Raw genomic sequence first — 25,274 nt, forward strand, 5'->3', positions numbered from 1 at the left:
GCTTCATCGTCGTTCGCCTTTCTCAAGTCATGCACACCGATCTATGACGCATGAACTACAGGGACGGTGAACTTAATCAGCATTGCCTTAATTCGGAGATAGTTTTGATATTGAAACTGAGTATCCTCTGCGTTGCCACTGTTATCGCCGTGACGCGTCGCCGCGCCATGTTGCTGAATGCGGTGGCCGCACTGGAACCGGCAGTGAATGGCCAGGCGACCAGCCTTGCGGGCGATTCATGGATCAGTCCCGATGGCAAGTATCTGTATCAGGGCCATCTTGGTGCGGACAAAGTGGTGGCGTATGCAATCGAGAGTGATGGATCGCGCAAACCTGGAGAACAGCCTGTGCATACCACGAGCGGTGTGAGCTTGCAAGTGGTGGCCGGGGTGTGACGCTTACGCACTGGTGTGCAATGACATGCGGGCGTCATCCGCGCACCCAGTGAAAAAAAACGAGGCGCCCAATATCGACCATCGCGACCGCCCTGCGTCGGCCCACGTGTAACCCTACGGTAAACCACGCCCTATGTCATCCCATGATAACTTCTTAAATCGGCAATTCGTCTTTGGTGACTTCGTTCTGCATCAGGATGGAACCTTATCCCACAGAGAGCAACAGATCCGAATCCCGCCAAAGGAACTTGCCGTGTTGACGCTATTACTGGAAGCCGCGGGCGAGCTTGTTGGCAAGGACGTATTACTCGACCGCGTTTGGCCGGACGGAGATGTCAATGAGGAGTCGCTCACCCGCTGCATCTATTCATTGCGACGTTTGCTGATGGAAAGCAAGAGCTGTCGTTATATCGATACCATCTATGGCAAGGGATTCCGTTTCTGTCGCCCTGTCGCAACTGTGTCGCGACCTACGCCGCAAGCCTCGCAGTGCTCAATCGCAGTGCTTCCTTTCCGCACTCACTCGCAATTTGACGCTGCCAACCTGCATCATGCCCTAGTCCAATGCCTATCACGCTACTCGCCGTTCGGTTTGACCGTGTTGCCGGCCACCATCACGCAGAACTGTCATGATGCGGCAGACGTCGTTGCATTGATAGATCAACTGATCCCCGACTACTACCTGGCGGGTCAAACCTGCCCCCACGGTGACGGCTGGAGACTGCGAGTAGAACTCGTACGCGCCGAAGGCCATCATTTGATTCATCATGAAAGCATCGAAGTCAGTCCCGATCAGCCCATCTCCATATTGCAAAACCAATTGGCCGCCTTGTTGTCTCAGCGCATCCCCGGCCTGCGATGGAACCAGGGACAATTCAGCGAGCTACGATCGCTGGATGCCGCCATTGTCTATCTGAACGGCCGGCATGAGTTGCAGCGGCATACTCCATCCAGCCTGCGCCAGGCATTGACTCTGCTGCGCCAATGCGTCGGCGCCTGCCCTGCGCACGCTCTTCCTTACTGCAGCCTGGCCGAGTGCTACCTCACGCTGGCCCAGCTCGGCCTATTCGATCAGGCGCGCGCCTTCACCCAAGCCCAGCAAGCCGTCACCAAAGCAATAGAACTCGATCCCAGCCACCCGCCGGCACTGGGGCTGCTGGCGTTGCTGAGCAGCATGAACATGCAACAAACCGTCGCGGAGGCGCTGTTCAAACAAGCTTGGCTGCTGGCGCCGGACTCCGTCGATTTATACTATTACCATGCTTGGCACTTGCTTCTGTCTGGCAACCTGCCCAATGCCCTAAAAGCGCTGGATGCCTGTTTGGAGCGCGATCCTTCCCGGATCGCCGCCAGCATCCTCAAACTATGGTTGACGTATTTCGAGGGACGCATGGATGAGGCGATTGCACTGGGCAAACGCCAGCTATGCCAATATGGACAAAACCATCCGGTGTTACAAAGCGTATTAGCGCTTGTGCTCGCCATGCAAGGCGAATACGCCGATGCCAACTCGCTGGTGCAAACGGTGCGCGCCTCCGGGGAGGAGGCCGGCTTGCTCGCCATCAACCATTGCTACATCGACTATCGCCATCGAGGCGAGACTGCGCAAGCCACCGTGCAAGCCTTCTTGGCCAAGACCGACAGCCGCCAAGTGCGTGCCAGCCTTCTGCCGCTGATCCTGGCAGCGCATGGCAAGGAAGCCGCCGTACAGCATTGGCGACAGTTGGAAGCCGATGGCTATATATGGTGCAAGGCTTGGCGGCATGACCCCCGAATCCGCGACCTGGCGCTTGAGGCGCTGGATAGCCGTACGTAGGCCGCATGAAGCGCATTGCATTCAGTCTGTTGCTTTTCACAGGCGTCGCGCACGCCGACTGCTGGGAGCGCGCAGGCTCCATGTTCGGCATCGCGCCGGAGCTGTTGTACGCCATTGCCGAGCAAGAATCCTCCTTGAATCCCCGCGCCGTCGGCCGCAACCGCGACGGCAGCGAAGACCTAGGGCTGATGCAGATCAACAGCCGCCATCTGCCGCGCCTGCGCGAGCTGGGCATCAGCGAGCCCCAGCTATTGAAAGACCCCTGCCTGTCCGTCATTGTCGGCGCATCCATTCTCTCGGACATGATGAAACGCTACGGCTATTCATGGGAGGCGGTAGGCGCTTACAACGCAGGCACCGCTCCGGGTCGCCATAAGATGCGCATCCACTACGCCAAGCAGGTTTGGCGGCGCTACCAGAGGTTGACGGCGGTGAGAGCTATCGTCGAATCTGGTGTACGTGATGTAGGGGGGGGGCGAGAGAAGGCGGTGGCGATTGAAGGTAAGCGGTAGATTAGCACACCGAATGGAGAATCATTTTCAACTGACGGGCGAGCATAGGCACATCGTGATACGGCCGAGTGCGTTCGGCGAGATCCACGATCACTTTCTCAACATCGGCCTGCGTGAACTGACGCTGCTTCTTTTTGTTCGGCTGAGTCACGGTCGACATCACCGACACGCCTTCGCGGCGACTCATCACGCGCCGCTCGGGTGTCTTACCCATCGGCGCGTAGGAGCGACCGCGCACGTCGTCCGAACGCAAGCCCGTTTCATCACCCCATTGGATCTCCGCGCCTTCTGCTTTCGCACGCCGTGCGATCTCCGGGTACGTCTCGGTCAGCCACGTCTGTACGGCTTCCGGCCGCTGTTCGTAGGCCCGCTTCATCGGCTTCTGCGGTGTGAAGCCCCAGCGCGCCAGATACAGGCCGACGCCTTGCAGCGTGAGCGTCAAGCCAAACCGCTGCCGTATCAACTCGCGAACCGCATGTCGACTCCACAGCGCGAAGGGCATCTTCATCTGATCCGGCATCTGGTCGCGCAACAGCACGCGAATTTCCACTCCCTGTTGCTCGCTCAAGGCACGGCTTGGATTCACCGCCCCTCCGCTCGGTTTGTCGCGCAACCCAGCCGCACCTTCGCGCACATAGCGCTTGCAAATATCGAACACACCCGTGCGCGACAGGTTCGTATGGTCTGCAATCTCGTCGTAGGTCCACCCACGCTCGCGCAGCCCGATCACCTGTCGGCGCCGTTCTTCACGCGCCTCACGAGGAAGCGATCTCATGTCTCTCTTTTCCATGCCACAAACATAGGGGCTGATTTGCCGATTTCAAGATCACGCATTTCTGATCAATACCTCGGTTGATCAGGCCGGCGTTGTCGGCCGACCAGTTCCTGACACGGTAGCGCGCCTTCGGCTCGCACTTCTTGCTCCTGTCCCTTCGCATCTTCTCGAAGCCAAAAATCGAGAATCTACGCAGGAACCTGAATCGTTAACAGGGGGGGCGGACCGATTGTTGTACGTAAACGTCAGTCGCCGCTTGCCCGCCCGATTTATGCAACAACGCCCTTACGCTCATTCATCCGGTTTTCGTCGCTTGATCGTGAAAGTCTCAACTTTAGTAGAAATTCGTATCAACTTTTCTTCGTTTGACAGATACGCCCAGCACGCGGCACATCGGCGGCACCGGATAGTCCCGTCGCATGTGTTCAATCACGCCGTACTTCACCGCGACTCCTTCGCGAAGTACGTTGCGAATTTTTTTAGGAGATCGCGCTCCATTTTGACCTCGGCCAATTCACGCTTGACTTGCGCCAGCTCGACTTCCATTTCCGTAAGTGGCTTCTGGTGCCTACCGACATCTTTCAGCTTGCCGGCCTTCGCCGCGCGCACCCAGTTCGCCAGCGTCTTGATCGGGATCGACAGCCGCCGGGAAGCTTCCGATATCCCAACACCTTCAGTCAACGCTAGCTTGACCGATTCGTCGCGAAGCTCCTTCGTATAGACCGCTCTTGGAATTCGATTCATTCATGCCTACGTTTCTCGATTTTACGAAACGTTGGCTTCCATTTTTTTCGGCTGGCCTCACGTCGCCTATATGGACAAGTCTGACGCACCAACAGCGCTCTCGCGTCTGGCTATCGCGTTTGAACACTACAATGAGCGCCACCTGCACAAAGTCCTGAAATACCGCTCGCCTCGCGAGTTCAGGCGTAATGCGGCATCATCAACCTAACGGTGTCCGCGTGTCCTGAGTCACAGGGGCAACTCCAGACGTGGGCTGGGGTTGCATGCCCAAGCGGGCGATCGCTGATTGGAAACAGTTGATCGATATTTGAAAGATTGGGTTCCGTATACGTGATAATTAGTAATTGTGTACGGAAATTTACCCTGAAGGAAGTTTATGCCCCCCATTGTTCTGAACAATCAACTTGCCAGCTCAACTCATGGAATTGCGCAGCAATCTGCAGGAAAGCAGTCTGATGACGTTAGGGAATTGCCGTCGATTGGTATGTTGCTGGGAGAGGGAAGCCAAAAATGTGTGTTCTATTCGCTGGAGCATGGCGATAGGTGTGTGGCACTTATTAAGAAAGATGGGATTGGGAATCTTTCTCCTGCTGAAACGGCTCAAAAAGAAGTGAACTACATAAAGCATCTAGAGTCGGTTGGCTTGCCAACCGTGAAGACTTATGGTGTTGTAAAGTGCGGCGATCAATATGGAGTTGAAAGGGGGCTTATTCTGAATCCATTCGATTCGCAGGACATTATTTTGGGGAGGGTGGACCTCCCCAGCAACCCAACGATTCTTAATCATATTATTCGCCAGCTCGAAAATATAGCAAACATCCTTGATGAAAGGCAAATTGATATTGATGATTTGCAATTTTTGATTGATGGCGACACGGGAGATGTTTTTATTAGTGATCCTCGTGAGGTGTCTCTTGGTAACCCGCAAAAATGCATAGACAAGACAAAGGAATTGAGGGGGCGCGTGCGGGAGATTTTGCTTGATTTTGAGTGTGAATGAGTCGGCAAGGCTTTGCGAGGATGTTGTTGCATCAAACTTGTATTTTGGAGTTTTTCATGATACCCAACACTGATAGGCTTTGTTCGGAAGGGGGGATTGCGCGGCCGCGTGAGGTCGAGTAAAAAAGACGATCGATCTACCCGCCTGGTGAACATTCAGTGCCATACAAAGCCAGGCGTGGTTCAGAAACCGCCGATTTTGGGTAACACGGACGAGCGGATACCCGCTGTGTATGAGGACGGCGTTGAAGTAAGCAGTGCGAATCAGATCGAGGGATCCGACCTTTGACGATCAGCCCCGATGGGGTTGTAGATCGTCCGAGCAGGGTGAGCCAGTGCAGGTGGGGCTGACCGGTCATCAGCTCGCGCGGGCTTTTGCCGTGGCGCTCAGGCCGGCGGCTGCGCCTGAAGGGCCGATGGTTGAGGAAGACGCGCAGCAGCTCGAGGTATGGCGGGCCCAGATGGCGGCGCAGCGTGAAGTAGTTGCGCAGTCGCGAGTTCAGGTTCTCCACGAGCGAACTGCTACGCGGCGTGTGCCTCATCGCGTCTGACACGGCGGCGAAGACCACATGGAACACCTTGCCCAGCACGGCACGCAGGCGCCCCCATCCCTGCCAGTAGGCGGGTGAGGTGTGAGGTCAGACGGAAATCGTGGAGGCCAACGGGTTAAGGGGTAATCGTCCTTTTCGTGCAAAATCTGGCGGTTTCGTTTGAAATTCCACGCAAAATCATGGACTTAGCATTAGGCCGATTTCGCGAAGCCGTGTCCTCCGGATGCAAAATCTGGCGCTTCAGTCCGCAGCGCCACCCAGACCCAAGCGCGCCCGATAGTCAGTCAGCAGAAACAGCTGGGCGTCGACCTGTGCCGCCAGCTTTGTCCGCTCCGCCGTCGCTACGCCGAGCGACGCACGGGCGCTTTCCAATTCCCCCGACTGCGCGCTGACCGTCGCGCGTAGGGCATCGCGTTCGGTCTCGAGACGGACGTGATCGGCAAGCATCCGGTCGAGCGCCTCCCGTATCTGCTCACCGTGTGCCCGCGCTTCTCGCAGACTTTTACTCGCCGCGCCGGACTCGGCGACCAGCCGCGCATTGTCCTTGTTCAGTTGGGTAATTTCGTTCTGCTTCACGATTGCCGTCTGGTTGGCCTGACGCAGTTCGGCTTGCAACTGCTGGACTTGCGCCTCGTGCCGGCGCGCTTCCTGTTCGCGCTGCTCGCGACTGGCGGTCCGGTAGTGTTCGAGCGCGTCGTGCGCGTGCTTCAGCTTCTCTTCGAGTGACTGGCGGAAGCTTTCGTGCTCGGCCAACCGCACGGTCTGATCATGCACCTGCTGCGAGAGTCGCTCGATGTCGATCGCACGTTGCTGCGCCGCCAAGCGCGTATCGGCGTGCGCATCCTGTTCGCTCGAGAGCGCGGCGGTCGCGTTGGCCAGTTGCGTCTGCAGTGCGGCGAGCTCGCCAGTGAGCTTAGCGATCTCGGCTTGGGACTGCTGGCGCTGGGCTGCTGCTGCGGCCGCCTGCTGATCGACGCGCATCTGCGCTTCCTCGTGTAGGCGGGCCGCGAGGCGGGCGACGAGATCCTGGATGGCGTCGGACAGCGACGCCGCACGCGTCAGCGACGCGCCTTCTTCTTCCTCGAGCTCTTTCAGGTAGCGGTGGATGGTGGTTTTCGAACCGGTATTGCCAAGCGCGATACGTATCGCATCGATCGACGCGTGCATACCCTGCGCGATCAGCGAATCGCGCGCACGCTTGATGTCCACACGGGTCAGGCCGGCGCGAGCCATGGGGCCTCCTTCGAATATCGTACTGTATTACATACTATGTATATACGTACTAATAGAGCTGGTCAAGCGTGATGTGAGATGGTTGTTTTTCATATGCGATAAAGGTGGGTTATCCAATGTGAGCCCCCGAAAACAGCCTCCAGGAGTCGGGAACGGTACAAAAAGGAGATTGGTTGCCCGATTTCAGGCGAGCATCAGCTGGAGTTCCTGTCCAGGCACGCACACCTGGTAGCCCATCGCCCGATAGCCGCGCTGGCGCTTGTCCCACATGCGCAGGAGCACCGGATGCCCGCCGTCCACGTAATCGAGCACCCGCACGCCAGTTTTACCTGCATGCTCGCGGTGAAGCCGGCCGGCGTACTGCTGCAGGGTGCCTTTCCATGCGACCGGCATAGCCAGCACCAACGTATCCAGCGCCGGGTGGTCGAAACCTTCCCCGACCAGCCTGCCAGTTGCGAGCACGACGCGGGGCGCGTCACCGGCCAGCGCGTCAAGGGCTGCCAACTGGGTGGCGCGCGCCTTTCTGCCGAGCCGTCCGTGCAGCACGAACAGCGACTGCACTGTGCCTTCCAGCATCTGCCGCAGGCTTTCGAGATGGTCCGTCCGTTCGGTGAGTACCAGCACGTTACGCCCTTGTCCGTACTGTTCACGGACCGCCGCCGCGATCATCTGGGAGCGCGGCACGTCCTGTGCGAGATGTGCGAACACCGCCTGGATCGGCGCGTCGTCCGCGACATCCACCGCAGCAGTGAGTCTTTGCGGGAAGACCTCAAGCAACTGCGGTGCGTTGGCTGGCAGCCGCGCCGCATGTCGGATCGGCCCGCACAGCATGAACATCACCGGTTGCTGGCTGTCGCGCCGCACCGGTGTCGCGGTCAGGCCCAGCACGTAGCGCGCCTGAACGGCCTTGAGTACCGCCTCGAAGGAATCCGCGGAGACGTGGTGACATTCGTCGACGATGATCTGACCGTAACGCCGCAACAGCTCGCCACGAGTACCATCGGGTGCCACCGACTGCAGCATCGCGACATCGATCTGACCGGTTGCTTTCGACTTGCCGCCGCCGATCGTGCCGATCTCCCGCGGATCGAGCCCAAGAAACGACTGCAGGCGTTCGCGCCATTGATCAAGCAGTTCCCGGCGATGCACGAGCACGAGCGTGTTGACGCCGCGCTGGGCAATCATCGCGGCCGCCGTCACAGTCTTTCCAAATGCCGTCGGCGCATGCAGGATGCCGGTGTCATGTCGCAGCAGATCCGCCACGGCCGTCTGCTGGTCATCGCGCAACGTACCCGCAAAAGACACGACGATCGGCTCACCCGAGCAACGCTCGTCGCGAATGTCGCAAGTGACGTCGTTGTCGCGCAGTAGCGTCATGACGTCGTCGAGGCAACCCCGCGGCAACGCGATGTGGCGCGGGCAATTTTCGGCCCGGCCAATGATGCGCGGCTTGTCCCATACACTGAAACCGCGTGCCTGGGCCCGGTAAAACTCCGGATTCTGGAAGGCTGCCATTCGGATAAGACGATTAAGCAGTGCCTGAGGAAGCTGTTCCTTCTCGAAATAGAGCTGGTTCGCGAGCGTCAGTGTTAGCGACGCCGGCATTGGTCCGGCCAATCGTTTCGGCAGCGCGGGAGGTGGCTTCCACGGCTCGACCTGATCCTCTTCGGCGATGAATGCAACGTCGAGCGGATGGGCGCCGCCCGTAGCACGGAAAATCACGCCCTCAATGTCGCGCCCGTCCATCATCCGGATGGCTGCCAGATACGCCCACTGGTCGGCATAGGGCTCGAAGCGTTCGTCTACAAACACGCTGCATCCGCGCTCGCGTGGCTGTTTCTGCAGTGGCAGCGCGATCAGATTGCCGAAGCCGCCTTTGGGGAGCACGTCCTGGTTCGGAAAGAGCCGGTCGTAGGACGACAACTCAAGCTGCCGGGTCCGGGCGCAGGTGTGGCTAATAATGGCCGCCCCCATCCGTCGTGCGTCGCGCGCGGTGACGGCCGACGAGAAGAATATCCACGCATGCGCGCCGTTACCCGAGCGAGAAATCTCGAGCGAAACGGGCACGCCCAGCTCTTCACACGACTGCCGGAAGGCCATCGCATCTTCGCGCCAGCCCTCCTCGTCGAAATCGACGGCGAGCAGGTAGCAGGTGCTGCCTGGCATCAGTGGGTAGAGGCCCACCGTATGATCGCCAGCCAGGTGTGCGTAGATGACCTGATCGTCCAGTGCCAACAGGACGCGATGCCCGCAGTCCGCGCAGCGGATGCGGGGTTTGTCGCAAATTCCTGTTCGCCATTCATTCGCGCAGGCCGGCGCGTAGCCCGACCTCCCGGAATTGCGGCTTTCCCAGCGAAGCGGATAGACATCCGTGCGGCCGCGAAATAGCCGCCGGAAGAGTCGCACTTTCTGGTCTGGCGAAAGTATAGGAACGCTTGTGTTCCGCCCCGCTGGTGACAGTACGCGTCGGACTGCTGGCACGGACTTATCCGGCGTCGGCACGGTTGTCGGCAGCAAGGCGGTAAGTCGGACATTTTCAGCATGCAGACGGGCGAGCTCGGCGAGCAGCTCTTCGCGTGTGAAATTTTCCCAGCCCGCATGTGACGGCTTGCCTTCGTTCATCGCTTCATCGGTCGAAACCGTATTCCCCGTCTCGCAATCCGACTGGCGCACATGATCGTTGTTGCATATCATCGTCTCCGATATTGATTGCCCGATTGTACCCACGAGCCATGTCTGCTATCGATCGCTACGTAGAAGCCGCGACGCGCGAAAATACCCGTCGCAGTTACCAGTCGGCGATCCGGCATTTCGAGGTTGAATGGGGCGGCTTCCTGCCGGCGAGCGCCGATGCAATTGCACTGTACCTTGCCGACCACGCCGAAACCCTGTCGGTCAATACGCTGCGGGCGCGCCTGGCAGCACTCGCACAATGGCATCAGACGCAGGGTTTCGCAGATCCGACGAAGACGCCGCACGTGCGAAAGGTACTCAAGGGGATCGCGGCGCTGCATCCTGCGACCGAGAAGCGCGCCAGGCCGATGCAGCTCGCGCAGCTCGAAAAGCTTACCGCCTGGCTTGATGGCCAGATCGACCAGATCGCAGACGAGCGAAGCCACCTCGCGAACGTTCGCAACCGAGCGCTGGTGCTGCTGGGCTTCTGGCGTGGTTTTCGTTCGGATGAACTCAGTCGATTACGGATCGAGCATGTGACCGTCGAGGCGGGCCGCGGCATGACGTTGTTCCTGCCGCGCACGAAAGGCGATCGCGCACAGCTTGGCACGACGTTCAAGGCGCCCGCGCTGTCGCGGCTATGCCCGGTGGCCGCCTATGAAGCTTGGATTGCCACCTCTGGCCTGACCGAGGGGTTCGTGTTCCGAAGCGTCGACCGGTGGGGAAACGTGAGCGACGAAGGGTTGCATGCCGGCAGCTTTGTTCCCTTGTTGCGCGCACTGTTTCGCGAGGCTGGGCTACCTACGCCCAATAGTTACAGCAGCCATTCGTTGCGGCGAGGCTTTGCGACCTGGGCCAACTCGAACGGCTGGGATCTGAAAATGCTGATGGAGTATGTTGGCTGGAAAGATGTGCGTTCGGCAATGCGCTACATCGACGCGGCCGATCCGTTCGCACAACATCGCATCGAGTCGGCACTTACGATGATGCCACCACCGGCACCCACACAGCCCGCGATCGCCGAACCTGCGAAGACGCAGTCGTTGGCGGACGAGGTAACGACATCGTCGACGCCACAAACGCACCTGAGCCTGCACCTGGTCATCGAGCGCAACAGAAAATTCGTGCGAGGCGTGTCCAAGGCGCGCCGCTGGATCGAAGATTTCTGTCATTCCCTGTATGAGATGCGATGCGTCAATCGGCAGCACACGCGATACGAGATCACCATGCCGTTTGCATACGGAGCCGAACTGGAAGCGGCGATCGAGGAACTGCTCGGCGAAATCCATTTTACCGCGGAGATGTGTGACTGCATGGCAGAAGCGGTGCTGCACGATCCTGCCGCAGACCGGTATTGGCGCTGATCGAGCTCGTCGACTTCATCGGACGGACGCCAGTCCGCCAACGGTACCGATACGCCGTCTGTCTCTATCCGGCGCGCCTCATGATCCCGTGACTCGTTGCCAGGGCGCGGCTTCCAGCAGGACGTCGCTGTATTGGTCGATGGGAAAGCTCAATGTGCCCCTGAAGTTCACGTGCGCAAAATGCGCAGGCCCCATCCGGCGCAACCACTCGTCGTCGACCTGTCGTCCTTTGCGTCGCCAGCCGTCGACCGTCGTCTGCATGCGCTGCGTGTTCCAGGCGATCACAAGGTTCGTCAACAGTGTCAACGAACCCGAGATGGCGACCATTTCATCGCGACGTCGACCGCGCTCGGGGGCCACTCTGCCGGTGTAGATCGCGCGCTGAAGCTGGTGGACCGACTCGCCGCGATTCAGCAGCGTATGCAGCTCCCGGCGGAACGCCACGTTGCTGAAGTAATCGCACAGGAAAAGCGTGCGCAGCAACTTGCCGAGTTGATCGGCGGCACGATGCACCGGGTCGCCTTGTGCTGCACTGCCGAACCGCTGCAGCGCGACCACCGCGCTGACGCGGCCGGACTGAATCGAGGCGACGAGCCGCAGCAGTTCGTCCCAGCCGTCGCGAATTGCCTTGAGCGAAACGTCGTGGGCCACGACCGTTGCCAGTCCTTCGGAGACGGCAAATCCGCGCGGCAAATACAACTTGCGCTCGGCCAAATTGCGCAGGCCCGGACACAGATCGAAGCCCAGTAGCTTCGAGACGGCCATCCCCACGCTCGTGTACCCGTGCGTGTCGACGGAGAGTCGCAGCAGTCCGCCATCGTCTCGGTTTTCGTTGTGCCGCAATACGCCTTCGATGGCCACGCCCGCCTGCCGTTCGTTCAGTACGATCGGTTGGTTATAGACAATGCCATGCTGATCCAACACATGCGTATAGATCCCGACTGCGTGGGTTCGGCGCCGCGGATCGACGCGGGCATAAAAGAGGTGCGGCGAAGTATCCAGGCTCATGGAATCGCTGGATGCTTGTCGCCCCGTTCCCCACAATTCGGTAATCGGATGCGTGCGCTGGAACTCGACCACGCGCTCGTTCGCTCGCGACAGTCGGCCAGGCATCTCGAGCGCCCGCATCGCCGTCGCGATGGGCGCCAGGTCGAGTTGTGGGACCATCGCCACGACGCTCTTCGCGTCGAGATCCGTTCCGTGGGCGATCAGCGCCGCGTATAACGAGACCAGTTCGTTCGCATCGCGCGCGCGACGCGCCAACAGCGTTTCGCTGAAGCCGGTGTGAGCGTCCATCTCGATGAGCAGATCGGCTAACTGCGTTGTGCCGATTTCCTTGTACATCAAGTCGCGCGTGCGCCTCGGGACGCCGTCGGTGGGCATCGCCTCGAGCGCCGACAGATGCAATGCGCCATCAGCCCCAACCGTGACGCGCCCAGCCTCGCGCGCCTCGTCGAGTGCAGACAATCCCGCCTTCAGGTGGTTCGTCAGCCGGGCCAGGAACGGTTCAGCCTTGTGGGGCAGGCCAAGCGACGACAGATGCCGGTCGCGCTCGCGTTCCCACTGCGCCGGCGGAATCAGCAGTTGATCGCGGGCACGGAACGACAGACTATGGCTGATCCAAACCGATCCGCGTCGCAAGCCCTTACGCAGCCCCGTGATCGCCGATGCCTCCGGCGCCCGCATTGCCCGTACGCGATCCTCGCCCTCGACGAGGTCCCGCAAACTCGCGCTGATCGGAACTTCGCAATCGGCGGGCAATTCGGTCGCACCGCGATCGTGTAGCGTGCCGAGGAGCTCGAACTGGCGCAGACTCGGCTCGGCCTCTCGGCCGGACAGTTCCAGCTCGCGCAACGGCACCAGCAAGTTGCGGATGCGATGATGATCGTCGGTCAGCGTTTCGCGGACGCTGGCTGCGTGACTCGTCGGCGGCTTGTCCGACAGGTCCACAAGTAGTTTGCCGATCTCGGTGAGCCGTTCCTCAGCAGAGCGGCTCGCATCGTCGACGAGCGCCTTGATCGAGATCAGTTGCTGTCGGTACTCGACAGCGGACCGGGCCTGTTTGACCGTCGTCCGATCGTAGGCGTGCCGGACGAGGTCCGAGACGCGGCGGCCCGTTTGATAGAGCAGCGCGTCGGTCAGCTCCAGTAGCGTCACGTGCAGAAAGAAGATCAGCTCGATCGTGCGCGTTGACACCTTCAGTTCACGAACCTTGGCGGGACGCCGGACCTGAATGCGCTGCGCATAGGCGCGCTGTTTCTCGATCGGCACCACGTCCAGGTTCCACGTGTGGGTGCCGAGCGACTTGAGGAAGCGAACCTTCGACAGGGTTTCGGCAATGGTCGACGGGCTGTGCCGTGCCGGCGGCGTCTTCAGCCATTCGAGCACGGTCATCCCTGACGTCCCGTGTTGGGTGGACAAGACCGCATCGGCGCGTATCAGTTCGGCGTCACTGACGGTCGCCCGGATCGTCGCGAGCAGACCGCGTTCTGCATCAGCCCAGATCGATCGCCCCAGATCCCGCTGCGTTCGTTCCGCGGGGATTAACAGTCGCCGCTCGTACAGCCAGTGGTACGCATGCTGCACCAGTTCGTCGAGCGCCAGCGATTCGGCAGCATCTTGCCGCATCCACGCTTCGAGGCCAGACCACTGGTCAGCACCCATCGACGTTAGGCCGAGGTATTCGCACGCCCAGACCTGATGCTCGTATTGGGTCTTGTAGCGTTGGTAGAGCGTGCGCAGCGACGCGATCGACGGTGTCGGCAGGCCGAGTCGATCGCCGACATAGCGCAGCAGTTGCCGTGGCAGGGTCCCGACATGATCCAGCGTGTGGCCGCTGGCCCGCAGAAAGACCAGTTGGATGGCGGCGCCTGCGCGGCGATCGCGCCGGAAACGTTCATTGATCGCGGTCACGTCACTGTCGCTCAGCGCAAAGTAACGCTCGACGTCGAACTCCGACAGTCGCGCAGGCAAGCGATCATGCCCCACATACCGAAATTCCAGGCCTGGCATCTACTGCCTCCCGTCACGGTCGCAATTGAAAATTGCGGGCAGGTAGCTTACCGCAGATCCCGGGCGGGGCTGCCGCCGATAGTCAGAATCGACCGCAAAGCCTTGCTACAGAAGGCTTTGCGGCAAAACCGCCAGATTTTGCACGAAAAGGACGATTACCCCATCAGGCGGGCTGGAACCGATGACTTCGTTGTCTAAACATCTTAATTTTTCGCCAATTGATTAATATGAAATTCTTTTTAAGAATCTGTATGTCTACGACATTAATTTTCTCTCCTCTGGTTTTTGCTTCGCCTCCGCAGACTTGGGCGGGGTTTTACGAGGAAATGAAGGTGGCATGCGTAAAGGTTAGTGGGCTAAAGAGTCCAAAACCCATTGGCGACATCGTTGGGTTTGGTGATCGTACGGGATATTCGGTTCTGCTCATGCAGGGGCGATACGCACAGAAGCATATGCGGGATAAGATCGGTCGTGAACTTTGTTTGTATAGCCGCAGGGACAAAATCGCATACGCTTCCGAAGCGGATGCCCTAATAGGCAAAGGAAAATAGTATCTCTGCTAGTACATGCGGCTCATGTGTTGCACCAGTTTGCCGGAGTGAAAATGTTTCACCGACTACTGCCATACCTGTATTAGCCGGGACTCGATCTGACAGGTAGGCACGACAAGGCTTAGCGCTTCGCCCCCAAAACAATAATCAATCAAATCAGTTTCTTCCTGACTGGTCTTTCCGTCGTTCCTCAAGACCTCCTTGCCGGACCCCGGCCGATGACGTCATGCGCTTGCCGGCGCCTTGGAGCCTGTTTGGCCGCGATAAGAAAACGCCACCGTCAAATCCCGATCGCACGCCGACCAAAACGGCGCTGGCCGCGGTCGTCTTGTCGTCCTGTATGTACCGGTGTTCTTCTTCGTACTCGACTCCTCCTCCCAATAAGTTCGGAACCCGCCACTCGGAAACGGGTTTATCGACGTGACTCATCCCCCAAGGAATTGCGCTGCCGTAAGCACGGACGCGGCGATGACGATCGGCGTATGCTGCTCGTTGGTGATTTCCACGGTCATCTGACCTAAGTCGTTGAAACGAATGTGTGTGGAAGTCGCCACGCCGTTGACATAGTGCGGCCACATGCCTTCCGCTTGATTGGCTTGTATCAATTGCTGGTCGGCTTTGCTGAGCGTCGCGCTCGACGTGTACTGCAGCTTCATGCCTGAAACGACGAGCAACCCGGCGACGAAGCGCTGCATGTTGCCTTGGGGGCCAAACGTAGATTGCCAGTTGATCGGCGAATCCGGATTCCAAGGGCGGCCGCTTGTCGTCGCGTGCGCAAGTGACAGCGCTGACGAAACGTACCAGCTGGAAGGCGTTGGCGAGAACGGTAGCACGTGTTTGAATTCGAACTGGCCGGACACGTTACCAGCGGCGAATTGCGCACTGGGTCCCGAGGCTGGTGCGCTGCCGCCCCAAATGCCCCAGAACCCGGCATTGGGCTCTGCCTCGCTACTGAACTGAAATTTGAAACCGGGAGCGGCCGCAAGCAGCGTCACGAGGCCCATATAGTCGATGCTCCAGGCTGGGGGGCGCTGTCCCCACTCGTTGAGGCGGCGCTTCGCGACCGCGATTGGGTCGAGCGGATTGGATCCGGCTTCCAATGAGTCAATCAACGCGGAATATGCCGCAAAGAACGTGTCGCCACCGCTTGGTGCGTAGATCAGCGAGTCGGCCGGAATCGTGTTCAAAAAGGACCACAGTGACTCGTTATCCTCGGGTCGGAGCAATGAGGCGGGCTGAAGCACTTGCCAGCCTGGCTCCGTAAGCCCGAGCGCAGCGAATTCCGCGGCGACAAAGCGATTTTGCAGTTCGACGAACGAAGTCATGAGTTTGACCTTTCTTCGGTGGCGAAAAAAGCGCGGGACCCGAAGGATCCCGCACGAAATGAGCACGGCGCAGCGGCTTCCTTCTGCGAATGGCCAGAATGTCGGCTAAGGAAGCGCTGTCAGACGTCAGCCGTAGAACCTCTCGGTGAGCATCTTTGACGCCTGCGCTTCATGGCCAAGATACTGGCCTGCGGAAAGAACGATGCAGCCGATGACGACTGGTACGTTCATCTCAGAGGTGATCCTGACGGTCATCTTTCCCGAGGCATCGAACGACGACTCCGTGCTAGACCCGCTCGAGCTACCGGAGACGTAGAATGGCCACAAACCTGAGCGCTGGTTGTTTCTGATCTCCGTCTGCTCACTCTCGCTATAGCTCGCTTCGGACGTAACCTTGATGTCCATCTTGTTGGCAATCACGAGGTTCGATGTAAACCGTTGCATGTTGCCCGACGAGCCGAACGTCTTTTCCCAGTTGATTGGATTACCGGGTACCCACGGCGCGCTGCCCGGGCTGTTGAATGCGAGGCCGAATGCGGCCGAGCTGTACCAGTCGCCCGGTGTCGCGTTGAACGGCAGCACGTTTTGGAACGTCGCCTCCAAAGATACGCCGCTAGATGCGAATTTCTTGCTCAGCGTGGATGTATAGCTGCTGCCGCCCCATAGCCCGAAGAAACCGCTGTTCGCACCTTTGGTCCACGTGTGAGATACGTCGGTTTGCCAGCTGTTCGTAGCGACGCTGAAGGATCGGCTCGGTGCCTTCTTGAGCAGAGTAAGCATCCGTGAGTAGCCGGGCACGAAGGTAACCGGATCAAAACCGGCAGGCTTGTAGGGCAGGACGTTCATCTGCGCAGCGAAAATCGGATCAAGCATCGCGGCCGCCAGGGCAGACGCGCCCGACACTGCGACAGCCGAACACGGTTCGCTATACAGTGCCCAATTGCGAAACTGAACAGGACCCGGTTTAACATCCCCGTCCTTCAGCGCGCGTTGATAGCGATCCCAACATGCAGGCCCGATCGTCGATTGAAAGTTATTCGGTGCTGCCTGCAATGCAGACATGACTGCTTGGTAATTGGTAAGAAAATGATTGCCGCTCGAGAACTGCGTGTTCCCTGTCAGGGACGCGACGGGAATATTGTTGAGATAGGCCCAGAGCAGGTCGTCGGCATCATCGCCGCCAACGAGCGGAGGCGACGGTTGAACCACTTGAAACGGATCTTGGTTGGAATACCCCAAACCCTGGGCGAGAGCGTTGTAGAAGCCAGCCTGAAGATCGACGAAGTCTTTCGGATTTGCCATAACGTTCACCTTAATGTTTTTTGAAGCATGGGTTAAATTTGCTGCGTTTAGCGAGCACGCTCGTTAAATCACCGACTTCCAACATTGCTGCGACGGGCGGGTTGTCAAATTATCGTGGTGAGTGCCCCCTTGTTTAAGTGCCGATTAAATAATCTTTAAGTTAAGGCGTTGGGTAGCAAAGCAACTTCGTGACCCGCTGCCTATGAGTTGCGTTGTGCTGTTGAGCAAAGCGGAGAAGCTGACCTTGGAGCAACGGTTCCTGAACCATCAACACCGCGATATTTACACCCAAGCGACAGGCGTTCTGCTGCTGGGTATTGGATCGAGCGCGTCCAAGGTGGCTGAGCGACTGGGGGCGAGCGTGCAGGGGCCCTATAACCGAGTGAGGGTGTCGAACGAAAGCGGCATGTGCGGCCGGTTGACGGACCGCTGAGGGGGGCGCCCTCGATTCCTGCCTGCGGTCATGGTCGCAAGCGCAGCCGAGGTCGCCACGGTTGATTCGCTCACGCTGGCGCGGCGCGTGCGGGTGCTCCACGGGAGGCTCTTGCCATGCCGGCACGCAACGCTGGGTGTTGCGCACAGGTGCCTCGTCGCTGCCGGCGACGGCTGCCCAAACGTGATCGTGCTGGGCAACGCCAGCATCCGGCACGGCACCGACGAGGCGACACGAGAACATTGTGCGACACGGGAACATTGGCTGCTCGACCACAAGGCGCTCCTGTTCTATCTGCCTGTCTTTAGTTCCGAACCGAACATGATCGAGATCGATCTGAAATATCGATGGGGACGATGAGGCACATGGGCCCGCGGCACCATTGATGCCGGACTCACGGAGTTATTGCGCGGTTTTGGCAATGATTTTCAAATCCGTTTCGCTCGAACACATATCGCATCGACGCATTCCAAAAAATTATAGAAAATCAGGGTGCCTAACCATGTTAGGCGGATCACAGGTCTGCGTTGTCAGAATACGGATACAGCATGGGCGAAATTGTGATCGTTAGGAACTGGTATTTTTGGCAGGTAAATGGAATGGTTGAAAGTCGCGCCACAGTGGGTGTTCGAATGACGTCGCGAGAGATAATGGCGCTCATTTTTCACTGCGACGCGAATTTTCACGTTTGATGGTGTGCTGCTGGAAATGCAGTGGCAATATCAGACATGATGCATGCAGTATCTTCAATTTTCCTGAGCATTGTTGCTCAATCGAATTTGAGGGCGAAGAAGACTCCATAGCTCATGAATTCCGATGATACGAACGGACTGCGAGCGTGCGAGGACTGCGATGCGTTTTAATACCCCACTCGGATCGCGACCTCAGTTGCCGCACTGGTCGAGTTGAAGGCCATCCACAACACCTACCCGGACATCGCCGAAGAGATCCGCGCTTCAAGTTGGTCGGGGCACTCGGCAGCAGCGCGACGCCAAGGCTGCGGAGGTCAAGGAAGTAAGAGAACAGCTGAAGACCCTGCGCGCGGAGCGCGACGCTGCACTGGCCGACGTCGCGAGGCTAGCCTCGATCAATGAAACACTGCGTCAGGAGATCGCAACGCTGCAGGCGGCAGCCTCTGGAAAGATCGCCGTTCTGTCGCCTCGGAAGGACGTTTAACGCGGATGCTGGGGAGCCACAAACTGTTCGTTGTGGAAGTGCACGTCAGATCAACAACTTACGATGATCTAACACTTAGTAGTATTCAGATGCATCGGTCGTGGCCGGCGGCCGCCACTTCGGGCGGCGGATCGTCGGTGATCGCCGCGAACGACCAGAGGTCGTCACCCTCGGGCATGGGAGTGCGCGTCCATAAGCAGGCGACCTGCATATGCTGTGGCGGTGTCGGGTCGAAGCGGAGCACGACCTTCTGGCCATCGCGTTCGACGTTTTCGAAAAGCGCGTCAACCAGGATCAGGCCATGCGTGAAGCCGAAAACCTTGCGCCACGCCGTGGCGAGCGAATCCGAACGCGCATTGTAAGTTCCGGGCTTCTGTTTCTCGTCCGCCTCGGTCCAGCCGGGCAGGCGGCATCGGTATCGGTATCGCATCGGCACGACCAGACGCTTGCCGTCGATTTCGATCAGCACGGGGGCGTACCAGCCCGGGAAGATCCGCGCGTCGTTGTCCTTCAGCTCACGCCGGCGGAGATCTTCGAGGCCGCGTTGCGCTGCAGCGATTTTGTCGGTGGAGATCCGGACGTCCTCGCTGGCGGACTTCGTGACCTTTACTCCGTACAACGCGTCACACCCATGACCCGCCCCGTTGCCCTCATTCCGCCCGACGATCCTGCCCGGCCCATCGAGCAGCTGCGCATTCCGGTCGACCTGTCCGGTGCTGCCGGCACGAACCGCGCGCGCAGCGCCATCCAACACATCAGCGCCGTCGACGACCTGGCCGCAGTCACGGCATGGCTCGCACGCTATACCGATGCGCCCGGCACCATGACCGCCTATCGCAAGGAAGCCGAGCGACTGCTGCTGTGGACGGTCATCCAGCATGGCAAGCCGTTTTCATCACTCACCCACGAGGATCTGCTCGTCTATCAGCGCTTCCTGGCCGATCCGCAACCGGCCGGGCGCTGGGTCATGACGGCCCGAAAAAAGCCCGGCCGCGCGTCCCCGGATTGGCGACCGTTTGCCGGCCCGCTGTCGCCAACCAGCGTACGGCACGCGATGACGATTCTCAACGCGACGTTCGCCTGGCTCGTCGAGGCCGGTTACCTCGCTGGCAATCCCTTGTCGCTTGCGCGTCGCCGCGGCGTCACCAGGAAACCGGCCGTGACGCGATACCTGACCCACGAGTGGTGGGAGGTGGTCAAAACGACGATCGAGACGCTGCCGGTAGCCACCGAGCGCGAGCGGCTGCACGCCGCGCGCTGCCGGTGGCTCTTCACGGTCCTGTATCTGGCCGGCGTGCGCGCGACGGAGATCGCAAGCACGCCGATGGGCGCCGTGTTCTGCCGGCGTGATGCCGCCGGCGTCGAGCGCTGGTGGATCGAGGTGCTCGGCAAGGGCAACAAAACGCGCTTGGTGCCGGCCACCGACGAACTCATCACCGAACTCGCCCGGTATCGGCGCGCGCACGGCCTGCCGCCATCTCCGTACCAGGGCGAGCGCCGCCCACTGCTGCTGCCGCTCATCGGCCACGAAAAGCCGCTCTCGCGCGGCTCGATCCACCAGATCGTCAAGGAAGTCTTCGCGTTGGCCGCAGCCAGGCTGCGCGCGCACGGCCCCGAGTGGCAGGCGCAGGCCGATCAGCTCGCCCGCGCATCGGCGCACTGGGTCCGGCATACGGCCGGATCGCACATGACCGATCAGCAGGTCGACCTGCGTTTCGTGCGCGGCAACCTCGGACACACGTCGCTCGCGACCACCAGCATCTATCTGCATGCCGAGGAAGATGCGCGGCACGACGCCACGCAGACCCGTCACCGGCTCAGCTGGAACTGACCGCTTGCCTGTCTTCTGCAAGGAGCCCCATGCCACGCCGCTCGATCTTGTCGGCATCGGAGCGCGACAGCCTCCTGACCATTCCCGAGGAGCAGGACGATCTGATTCGTCACTACACGCTCAGCGAATCCGATCTGTCCTTGATCCGTCAACGGCGTGGTGACGCGAACCGTCTCGGCTACGCCGTGCAGCTCTGTCTGCTTCGATACCCAGGCCAGGGATGGTCGACGACGACGGAGGTACCGCACGCCATGCTGCAATGGATCGGCCAGCAGTTGGGCATCGATCCGACGTGCTGGCCCCAGTACGCGAAGCGCGAGGAAACCCGTCGCGAACACCTGCTCGAGTTGCGTGCACAACTCGGCCTGTCGCCGTTCAACCTGTCCCACTATCGCACCTCGGTGCACGCGCTGATCAACCTGGCGATGCAGACAGACAAGGGCGTCGTGCTCGCCCAGGCGCTGGTTGAGCACCTGCGCCGGCAAGCCATCCTGCTGCCCAGGGACGCGGTCATCGAACGCATCTGTGCCGAGGCGATCACGCGCGCGACGCGCCAGATCTATCGGGCGCTGACGGAGCCGCTCTCGGAGGAGCACGGCCATCGGCTCGACCGGTTGCTGCAGCGCCGCGCCGACGGACGCATGACGTGGCTCGCCTGGCTGCGGCAGCCACCGGGCAAGGCGAGTTCGAGGCAGATGCTGCAACACATCGATCGCCTGAAATTGCTGCAGGCCGTCGATTTGCCAGCCGGCCTCGACCGGCTGGTCCACCGTAACCGGCTGCTCAAGATTGCCCGCGAAGGCGGGCAGATGACGCCACACGACCTCGCGAAGTTCGAACCGCAGCGCCGGCACGCGACGCTCGCGGCGATTGCGATGGAAGCGACGGCGACGGTGACAGACGAGATCGTCGAGCTGCACGACCGCATCGTCGGGCGGCTGCTCAACACCGCGAAGAAAAAACACCAAGAGCGGTTCCATCGCGCGGGCAAGGCCATCAACGATAAGGTGAGATTGTTCGGGAAACTGGGCCGAGTCCTACTCAAGGCCAAGGAGGACGGCGTCGATGCGTTCAAGGCCATCGAATCCGTCATCTCATGGGACGCCTTCACCCAAAGTGTCACTGAGGCCGAGCAGCTGGCACAGCCCGAGGCGTTCGATTTCCTGCACGAGATCGGCGACCACTACGCAACCTTGCGCCGCTATGTGCCGGCCTTCCTCGAGGTTCTGAAGCTGCGCGCGGCGCCGGCGGCCATCGATGTGCTCGACGCCATCAACACGATTCGCACCCTGGATAGCGACGGCACGCGCAAGTTGCCCGCCGCCGCGCCGACTAAGTTCATCAAGCCGCGCTGGAAGCCGCTGGTATTCGCGGATGCCGGGCTCGACCGACGGTACTACGAGTTGTGCGCGCTCTCCGAGCTAAAGAACGCTCTGCGCTCGGGCGACGTCTGGGTGCAAGGTTCCCGCCAGTTCAAGGATTTCGACGACTATCTGTTGCCGGCAGAAAAATTCGAGACCATCCGGCAGGAGAACCTGCTGCCGCTGCCCATCACGACCGACTGCGAGCAGTACCTGGAGGAGCGGCGGCACTTGCTCGAGCAGCGGCTGGAAATGGTCAACCGGCTCGCGGCGGCCAACGATCTGCCCGATGCCATCATCACCGACTCGGGCTTGAAGATCACGCCGCTCGATGCGGCGGTGCCAGACGCCGCGGAGGCGCTGATCGGCCAGACCGCTCTTATGCTGCCGCGCGTGAAGATCACCGAGCTGTTGATGGAGGTGGACGCGTGGACCGGCTTCACCCGTCACTTCACGCACCTGAAGACCGGCGATACGACCCAGGACAAGACGCTGCTGCTCACGACGATCCTCGCGGATGCGATCAACCTCGGCCTCACGAAGATGGCCGAGGCCTGCCCAGGCACGACCTACGCGAAACTGGCCTGGTTGCAGGCATGGCACATCCGCGACGAGACGTATTCCCAGGCGCTGGCCGAGCTCGTTAACGCCCAGTACGTCCATCCGTTCGCAGCTCACTGGGGCGACGGCACGACCTCGTCGTCCGATGGCCAGCGCTTTCGCGCCGGCGGTCGCGCGCAGAGCACCGGGCACGTCAATCCGAAGTACGGCGCCGAGCCGGGCCGGATGTTCTACACGCACATCTCCGATCAGTACGCGCCGTTCTATCCGAATCTCGTCAACGTTGGCGTTCGCGACTCGACCTACGTGCTCGACGGGCTGCTCTATCACGAGTCGGATCTGCGCATTCAAGAGCACTACACCGACACAAACGGCTTCACCGATCATGTCTTCGCGCTGATGCACCTGCTCGGATTCCGCTTCGCGCCGCGCATCCGCGATCTGGACGACATGAAGCTCTACGTGCCAGGCAGCGTGAAGGACTATCCCGCGCTTGCGGCGATGATCGGTGATACGTACAACGAGAAGCACATCCAGCGAAGCTGGGAGGATGTCTTGCGGCTGGCGACATCGATCCGCCAAGGCACGGTCACGGCCTCGCTGATGCTGCGCAAGCTCGGCAGCTATCCTCGCCAGAACGGCCTTGCGCTCGTGCTGCGCGAGATCGGCCGCATCGAGCGCACGCTCTTCATCCTCGACTGGCTGCAGAACGTCGAGCTACGCCGCCGCGTGCATGTCGGCCTGAACAAGGGCGAGGCACGCAACGCGCTCGCCCGCGCGGTGTTCTTTTGCCGTCTCGGCGAAATCCGGGACCGCAGTTTCGAGGCACAGCGCTATCGTGCCAGCGGCCTGAATCTGGTCACTGCTGCAATCGTACAGTGGAACACAGTCTATCTCGAGCGCGCCGTGCAGGCGATGCATGCGAGGGGGCTGGCCGTCGACATCGGCTTGCTGCCTTATCTTTCGCCGCTGGGCTGGGAACACGTCAACCTGACCGGCGACTACGTGTGGAGGCAAAGTCAGAAACTGCCGGTCGGCGAGTTCAGGCCGTTGCGACCCGTACCGGAGACTCTCGCTCTAAGAGGGATCAAGCGATTGAGCGATTTTTGAATGGTCCTGCATTTGGATTCAGATAACGTGTCCGTTTTGTCATTGCTGCGTCAAATTTGGGAACTCGCAGCGCTTCATCGTTGTCGTATCCGATTGCGCCCCGTCGGGAATGTTAGATTGGTAGCCCGGCTGAGCACGTTGCATTGGGGCCACGTCGTTCGGCAGCAAACCGGTTTTCTACCGATGCGGACGGGTACAGTACACGTCCAAACAATGAGAAGGAAGTGACATCGCGCCAGTACTTTGCACAGGCAAAGTACTGACTTAGGAATCGGCGGGTGCGGTTCCGTTGCTGTGATCGGTTCCTTCGCATCTAAGAGATGCAAGCGCCCATCTCTTGATTGCTGTCACTGTTCCACCTACTGGATTTTTCATGAAAATCGCTCCGTCACTGAATAGCCTCAACTCGTACACTGCGCTCGACGCGAAGTCGGTGGCGTCCGACGCCTGTCAAGTGGGCATTGCGGGGAGTCAGGCCGTCGAGGGGCGAAAGCTGCAGCTTGACCCGTTTCGGCTTCGCGACGTGACGTTTATTGGCGTTGGCAGCAGTACCGCGTTCTTGTTGAACGAGTTGAACGGTCGGCAGGATGCGCATTCCGATGAACTGCCGTTTTGGGGCAAGGTGACGATCATCGGCGAACGGGACGCGTGGCAGCCGAGCGTGCGAGGCGCGGGCTACATCAATCACCAGCGCGAAATCATCGATCAATGGGGCGACCGCGCGCCGTATTACGATCCAGGCTACGCCGACCGCGCGACGTTTTCCGCCGGCAACGATGCCCAGATCGAGCGTGCAGCTAGGCTGGGCGCCGAGCGCATCAACGAGAGTATCACCAGTGTCCAGCGCCTGGACGACGGGAACTATCGGATCAGGCTCGGCAGCGGCCATGTCGTTGACAGCAAGCAGGTTGTGCTCGGTATCGGCGCGGGGCCGCATACGAGTGTCTGGGGTAACTCGGACAACATGTCGAGAGCCGAACAAAGCTTCAGCAACATCACCATCGCGTCGGAACACAAGGCGGTGTTCCGCAACGAAGGGCGGGTGCTCGATCTCGATGAGTTCATGCGTGCCGCCGATGCGGAGCCTGAACGGTTCAAAGGCAAGACTATCGCGGTGCATGGCCCTAACGCCGGAATCGACGCAGTGGAACGGGCTGGCGAACTGGGCGCGAAGGTTGAATGGCTCGTGCGCAGTACAAGGCCCGTCCTGCTCGATGGCAATCAGCTCAAGTACGCGCCCGACAGCGCCGAGAATGCGCTTCGCAAGGTGGATACTTTGTCGATCTCGCGGAACGACGATGGTCGACTCACGCTTTCATGCCAGGCACCGGGCACTGGCGAGGCCACCAAGTTCGACGCTGACTTCTATGTCTATGCACTCGGCCAGGACCCGGATCAACCGGGCGCGATCGGCAGCGTGCTCGGCAATGCATTGATCTCGCAGCTTGAGCCGATGTACGACTACGACCAAGTATATTCCGACAAGCCCTATCAGACGGTGCTCGGCCTGCAGAGCCGAGGCGCCATAGGGGGGCAGGGTTTACTGATCG

At 60.0% G+C, this 25,274-nt stretch carries 14 protein-coding genes and 5 pseudogenes; 11 read left to right on the forward strand and 8 right to left on the reverse strand.

The window, feature by feature from the left end:
• The first annotated feature begins 50 nt into the window (after positions 1-50).
• The 3 genes from ACPUER_RS31180 to iagB all read left to right on the forward strand — a co-directional run bounded on the left by ACPUER_RS31180 (position 51) and on the right by iagB (position 2,723).
• A complete protein-coding gene (locus tag ACPUER_RS31180) occupies positions 51-395 on the forward strand; it encodes a hypothetical protein (RefSeq protein WP_425132984.1) in 345 nt (114 codons plus the stop codon).
• A gap of 133 nt (positions 396-528) precedes the next feature.
• Positions 529-2,211, forward strand: coding sequence for a HilA/EilA family virulence transcriptional regulator (locus ACPUER_RS31185; RefSeq protein ID WP_425132985.1), 1,683 nt, complete (start codon positions 529-531; stop codon positions 2,209-2,211).
• A gap of 5 nt (positions 2,212-2,216) precedes the next feature.
• Complete coding sequence (gene iagB, locus ACPUER_RS31190; protein WP_425132986.1) at positions 2,217-2,723, forward strand: type III secretion system invasion protein IagB; 507 nt, start codon at positions 2,217-2,219, stop codon at positions 2,721-2,723.
• 70 nt (positions 2,724-2,793) lie between these two features.
• Here the strand turns inward: iagB and ACPUER_RS31195 are convergent.
• Both ACPUER_RS31195 and ACPUER_RS31200 read right to left on the reverse strand, forming a co-directional pair.
• Positions 2,794-3,513, reverse strand: a pseudogene (locus ACPUER_RS31195) (IS630 family transposase); the annotation flags it as partial.
• A gap of 352 nt (positions 3,514-3,865) precedes the next feature.
• Positions 3,866-4,242, reverse strand: a pseudogene (locus ACPUER_RS31200) (transposase); the annotation flags it as partial.
• Between the two features lie 58 nt (positions 4,243-4,300).
• Between ACPUER_RS31200 and ACPUER_RS31205 the strand changes: the two are divergent.
• Positions 4,301-4,450: pseudogene (locus ACPUER_RS31205) on the forward strand (IS3 family transposase); the annotation flags it as partial.
• Between the two features lie 168 nt (positions 4,451-4,618).
• Positions 4,619-5,242, forward strand: a complete 624-nt coding sequence (locus tag ACPUER_RS31210) for a hypothetical protein (protein ID WP_425132987.1) — start codon at positions 4,619-4,621, stop codon at positions 5,240-5,242.
• 790 nt (positions 5,243-6,032) lie between these two features.
• Here ACPUER_RS31210 and ACPUER_RS31215 read toward each other — a convergent pair.
• Together ACPUER_RS31215 and ACPUER_RS31220 are read right to left on the reverse strand one after the other, a co-directional pair.
• The gene (locus tag ACPUER_RS31215) at positions 6,033-7,025 is read right to left on the reverse strand and encodes a DNA-binding protein (protein WP_425132988.1); all 993 of its coding nucleotides are present in this window, start codon (positions 7,023-7,025) and stop codon (positions 6,033-6,035) included.
• Positions 7,026-7,208: 183 nt separating this feature from the next.
• Positions 7,209-9,719 carry a TOTE conflict system archaeo-eukaryotic primase domain-containing protein gene (locus ACPUER_RS31220; RefSeq protein ID WP_425132989.1) on the reverse strand — a complete coding sequence of 837 codons (2,511 nt, stop codon included), beginning with the start codon at positions 9,717-9,719 and terminating at the stop codon, positions 7,209-7,211.
• A 38-nt stretch (positions 9,720-9,757) separates the two neighbouring features.
• Here ACPUER_RS31220 and ACPUER_RS31225 point away from each other — a divergent pair, with 38 nt between their 5' ends.
• A complete protein-coding gene (locus ACPUER_RS31225) occupies positions 9,758-11,062 on the forward strand; it encodes a site-specific integrase (RefSeq protein ID WP_425132990.1) in 1,305 nt (434 codons plus the stop codon).
• Between the two features lie 78 nt (positions 11,063-11,140).
• Here the strand turns inward: ACPUER_RS31225 and ACPUER_RS31230 are convergent, their stop codons facing one another.
• The 3 genes from ACPUER_RS31230 to ACPUER_RS31240 all read right to left on the reverse strand — a co-directional run bounded on the left by ACPUER_RS31230 (position 11,141) and on the right by ACPUER_RS31240 (position 17,252).
• Positions 11,141-14,074, reverse strand: coding sequence for a Tn3 family transposase (locus ACPUER_RS31230; protein ID WP_425132991.1), 2,934 nt, complete (start codon positions 14,072-14,074; stop codon positions 11,141-11,143).
• A gap of 976 nt (positions 14,075-15,050) precedes the next feature.
• Positions 15,051-15,950 carry a hypothetical protein gene (locus tag ACPUER_RS31235; protein WP_425132992.1) on the reverse strand — a complete coding sequence of 300 codons (900 nt, stop codon included), beginning with the start codon at positions 15,948-15,950 and terminating at the stop codon, positions 15,051-15,053.
• Between the two features lie 126 nt (positions 15,951-16,076).
• Entirely contained in the window at positions 16,077-17,252 is a 1,176-nt protein-coding gene (locus ACPUER_RS31240; protein ID WP_425132993.1) for a hypothetical protein, read from the reverse strand.
• Between the two features lie 214 nt (positions 17,253-17,466).
• On the opposite strand from ACPUER_RS31240, the gene ACPUER_RS31245 reads away from it, so the two are divergent.
• Both ACPUER_RS31245 and ACPUER_RS31250 read left to right on the forward strand, forming a co-directional pair.
• A complete protein-coding gene (locus ACPUER_RS31245; RefSeq protein ID WP_425132994.1) occupies positions 17,467-17,685 on the forward strand; it encodes a hypothetical protein in 219 nt (72 codons plus the stop codon).
• Between the two features lie 30 nt (positions 17,686-17,715).
• Entirely contained in the window at positions 17,716-18,045 is a 330-nt protein-coding gene (locus ACPUER_RS31250; RefSeq protein ID WP_425132995.1) for a hypothetical protein, read from the forward strand.
• 901 nt (positions 18,046-18,946) lie between these two features.
• Here the strand turns inward: ACPUER_RS31250 and ACPUER_RS31255 are convergent.
• Positions 18,947-19,471: pseudogene (locus ACPUER_RS31255) on the reverse strand (SOS response-associated peptidase family protein); the annotation flags it as partial.
• Positions 19,472-19,492: 21 nt separating this feature from the next.
• Here ACPUER_RS31255 and ACPUER_RS31260 point away from each other — a divergent pair.
• The 3 genes and pseudogenes from ACPUER_RS31260 to ACPUER_RS31270 all read left to right on the forward strand — a co-directional run.
• Entirely contained in the window at positions 19,493-20,692 is a 1,200-nt protein-coding gene (locus tag ACPUER_RS31260; protein ID WP_425132996.1) for a tyrosine-type recombinase/integrase, read from the forward strand.
• A 29-nt stretch (positions 20,693-20,721) separates the two neighbouring features.
• Positions 20,722-23,724, forward strand: coding sequence for a Tn3 family transposase (locus ACPUER_RS31265; RefSeq protein WP_425132997.1), 3,003 nt, complete (start codon positions 20,722-20,724; stop codon positions 23,722-23,724).
• A 373-nt stretch (positions 23,725-24,097) separates the two neighbouring features.
• Positions 24,098-25,274, forward strand: a pseudogene (locus ACPUER_RS31270) (restriction endonuclease); the annotation flags it as partial.

The sequence above is a fragment of the Burkholderia sp. DN3021 genome (assembly GCF_049805555.1).
In the GTDB taxonomy this organism is placed as follows: domain Bacteria; phylum Pseudomonadota; class Gammaproteobacteria; order Burkholderiales; family Burkholderiaceae; genus Burkholderia; species Burkholderia pyrrocinia_C.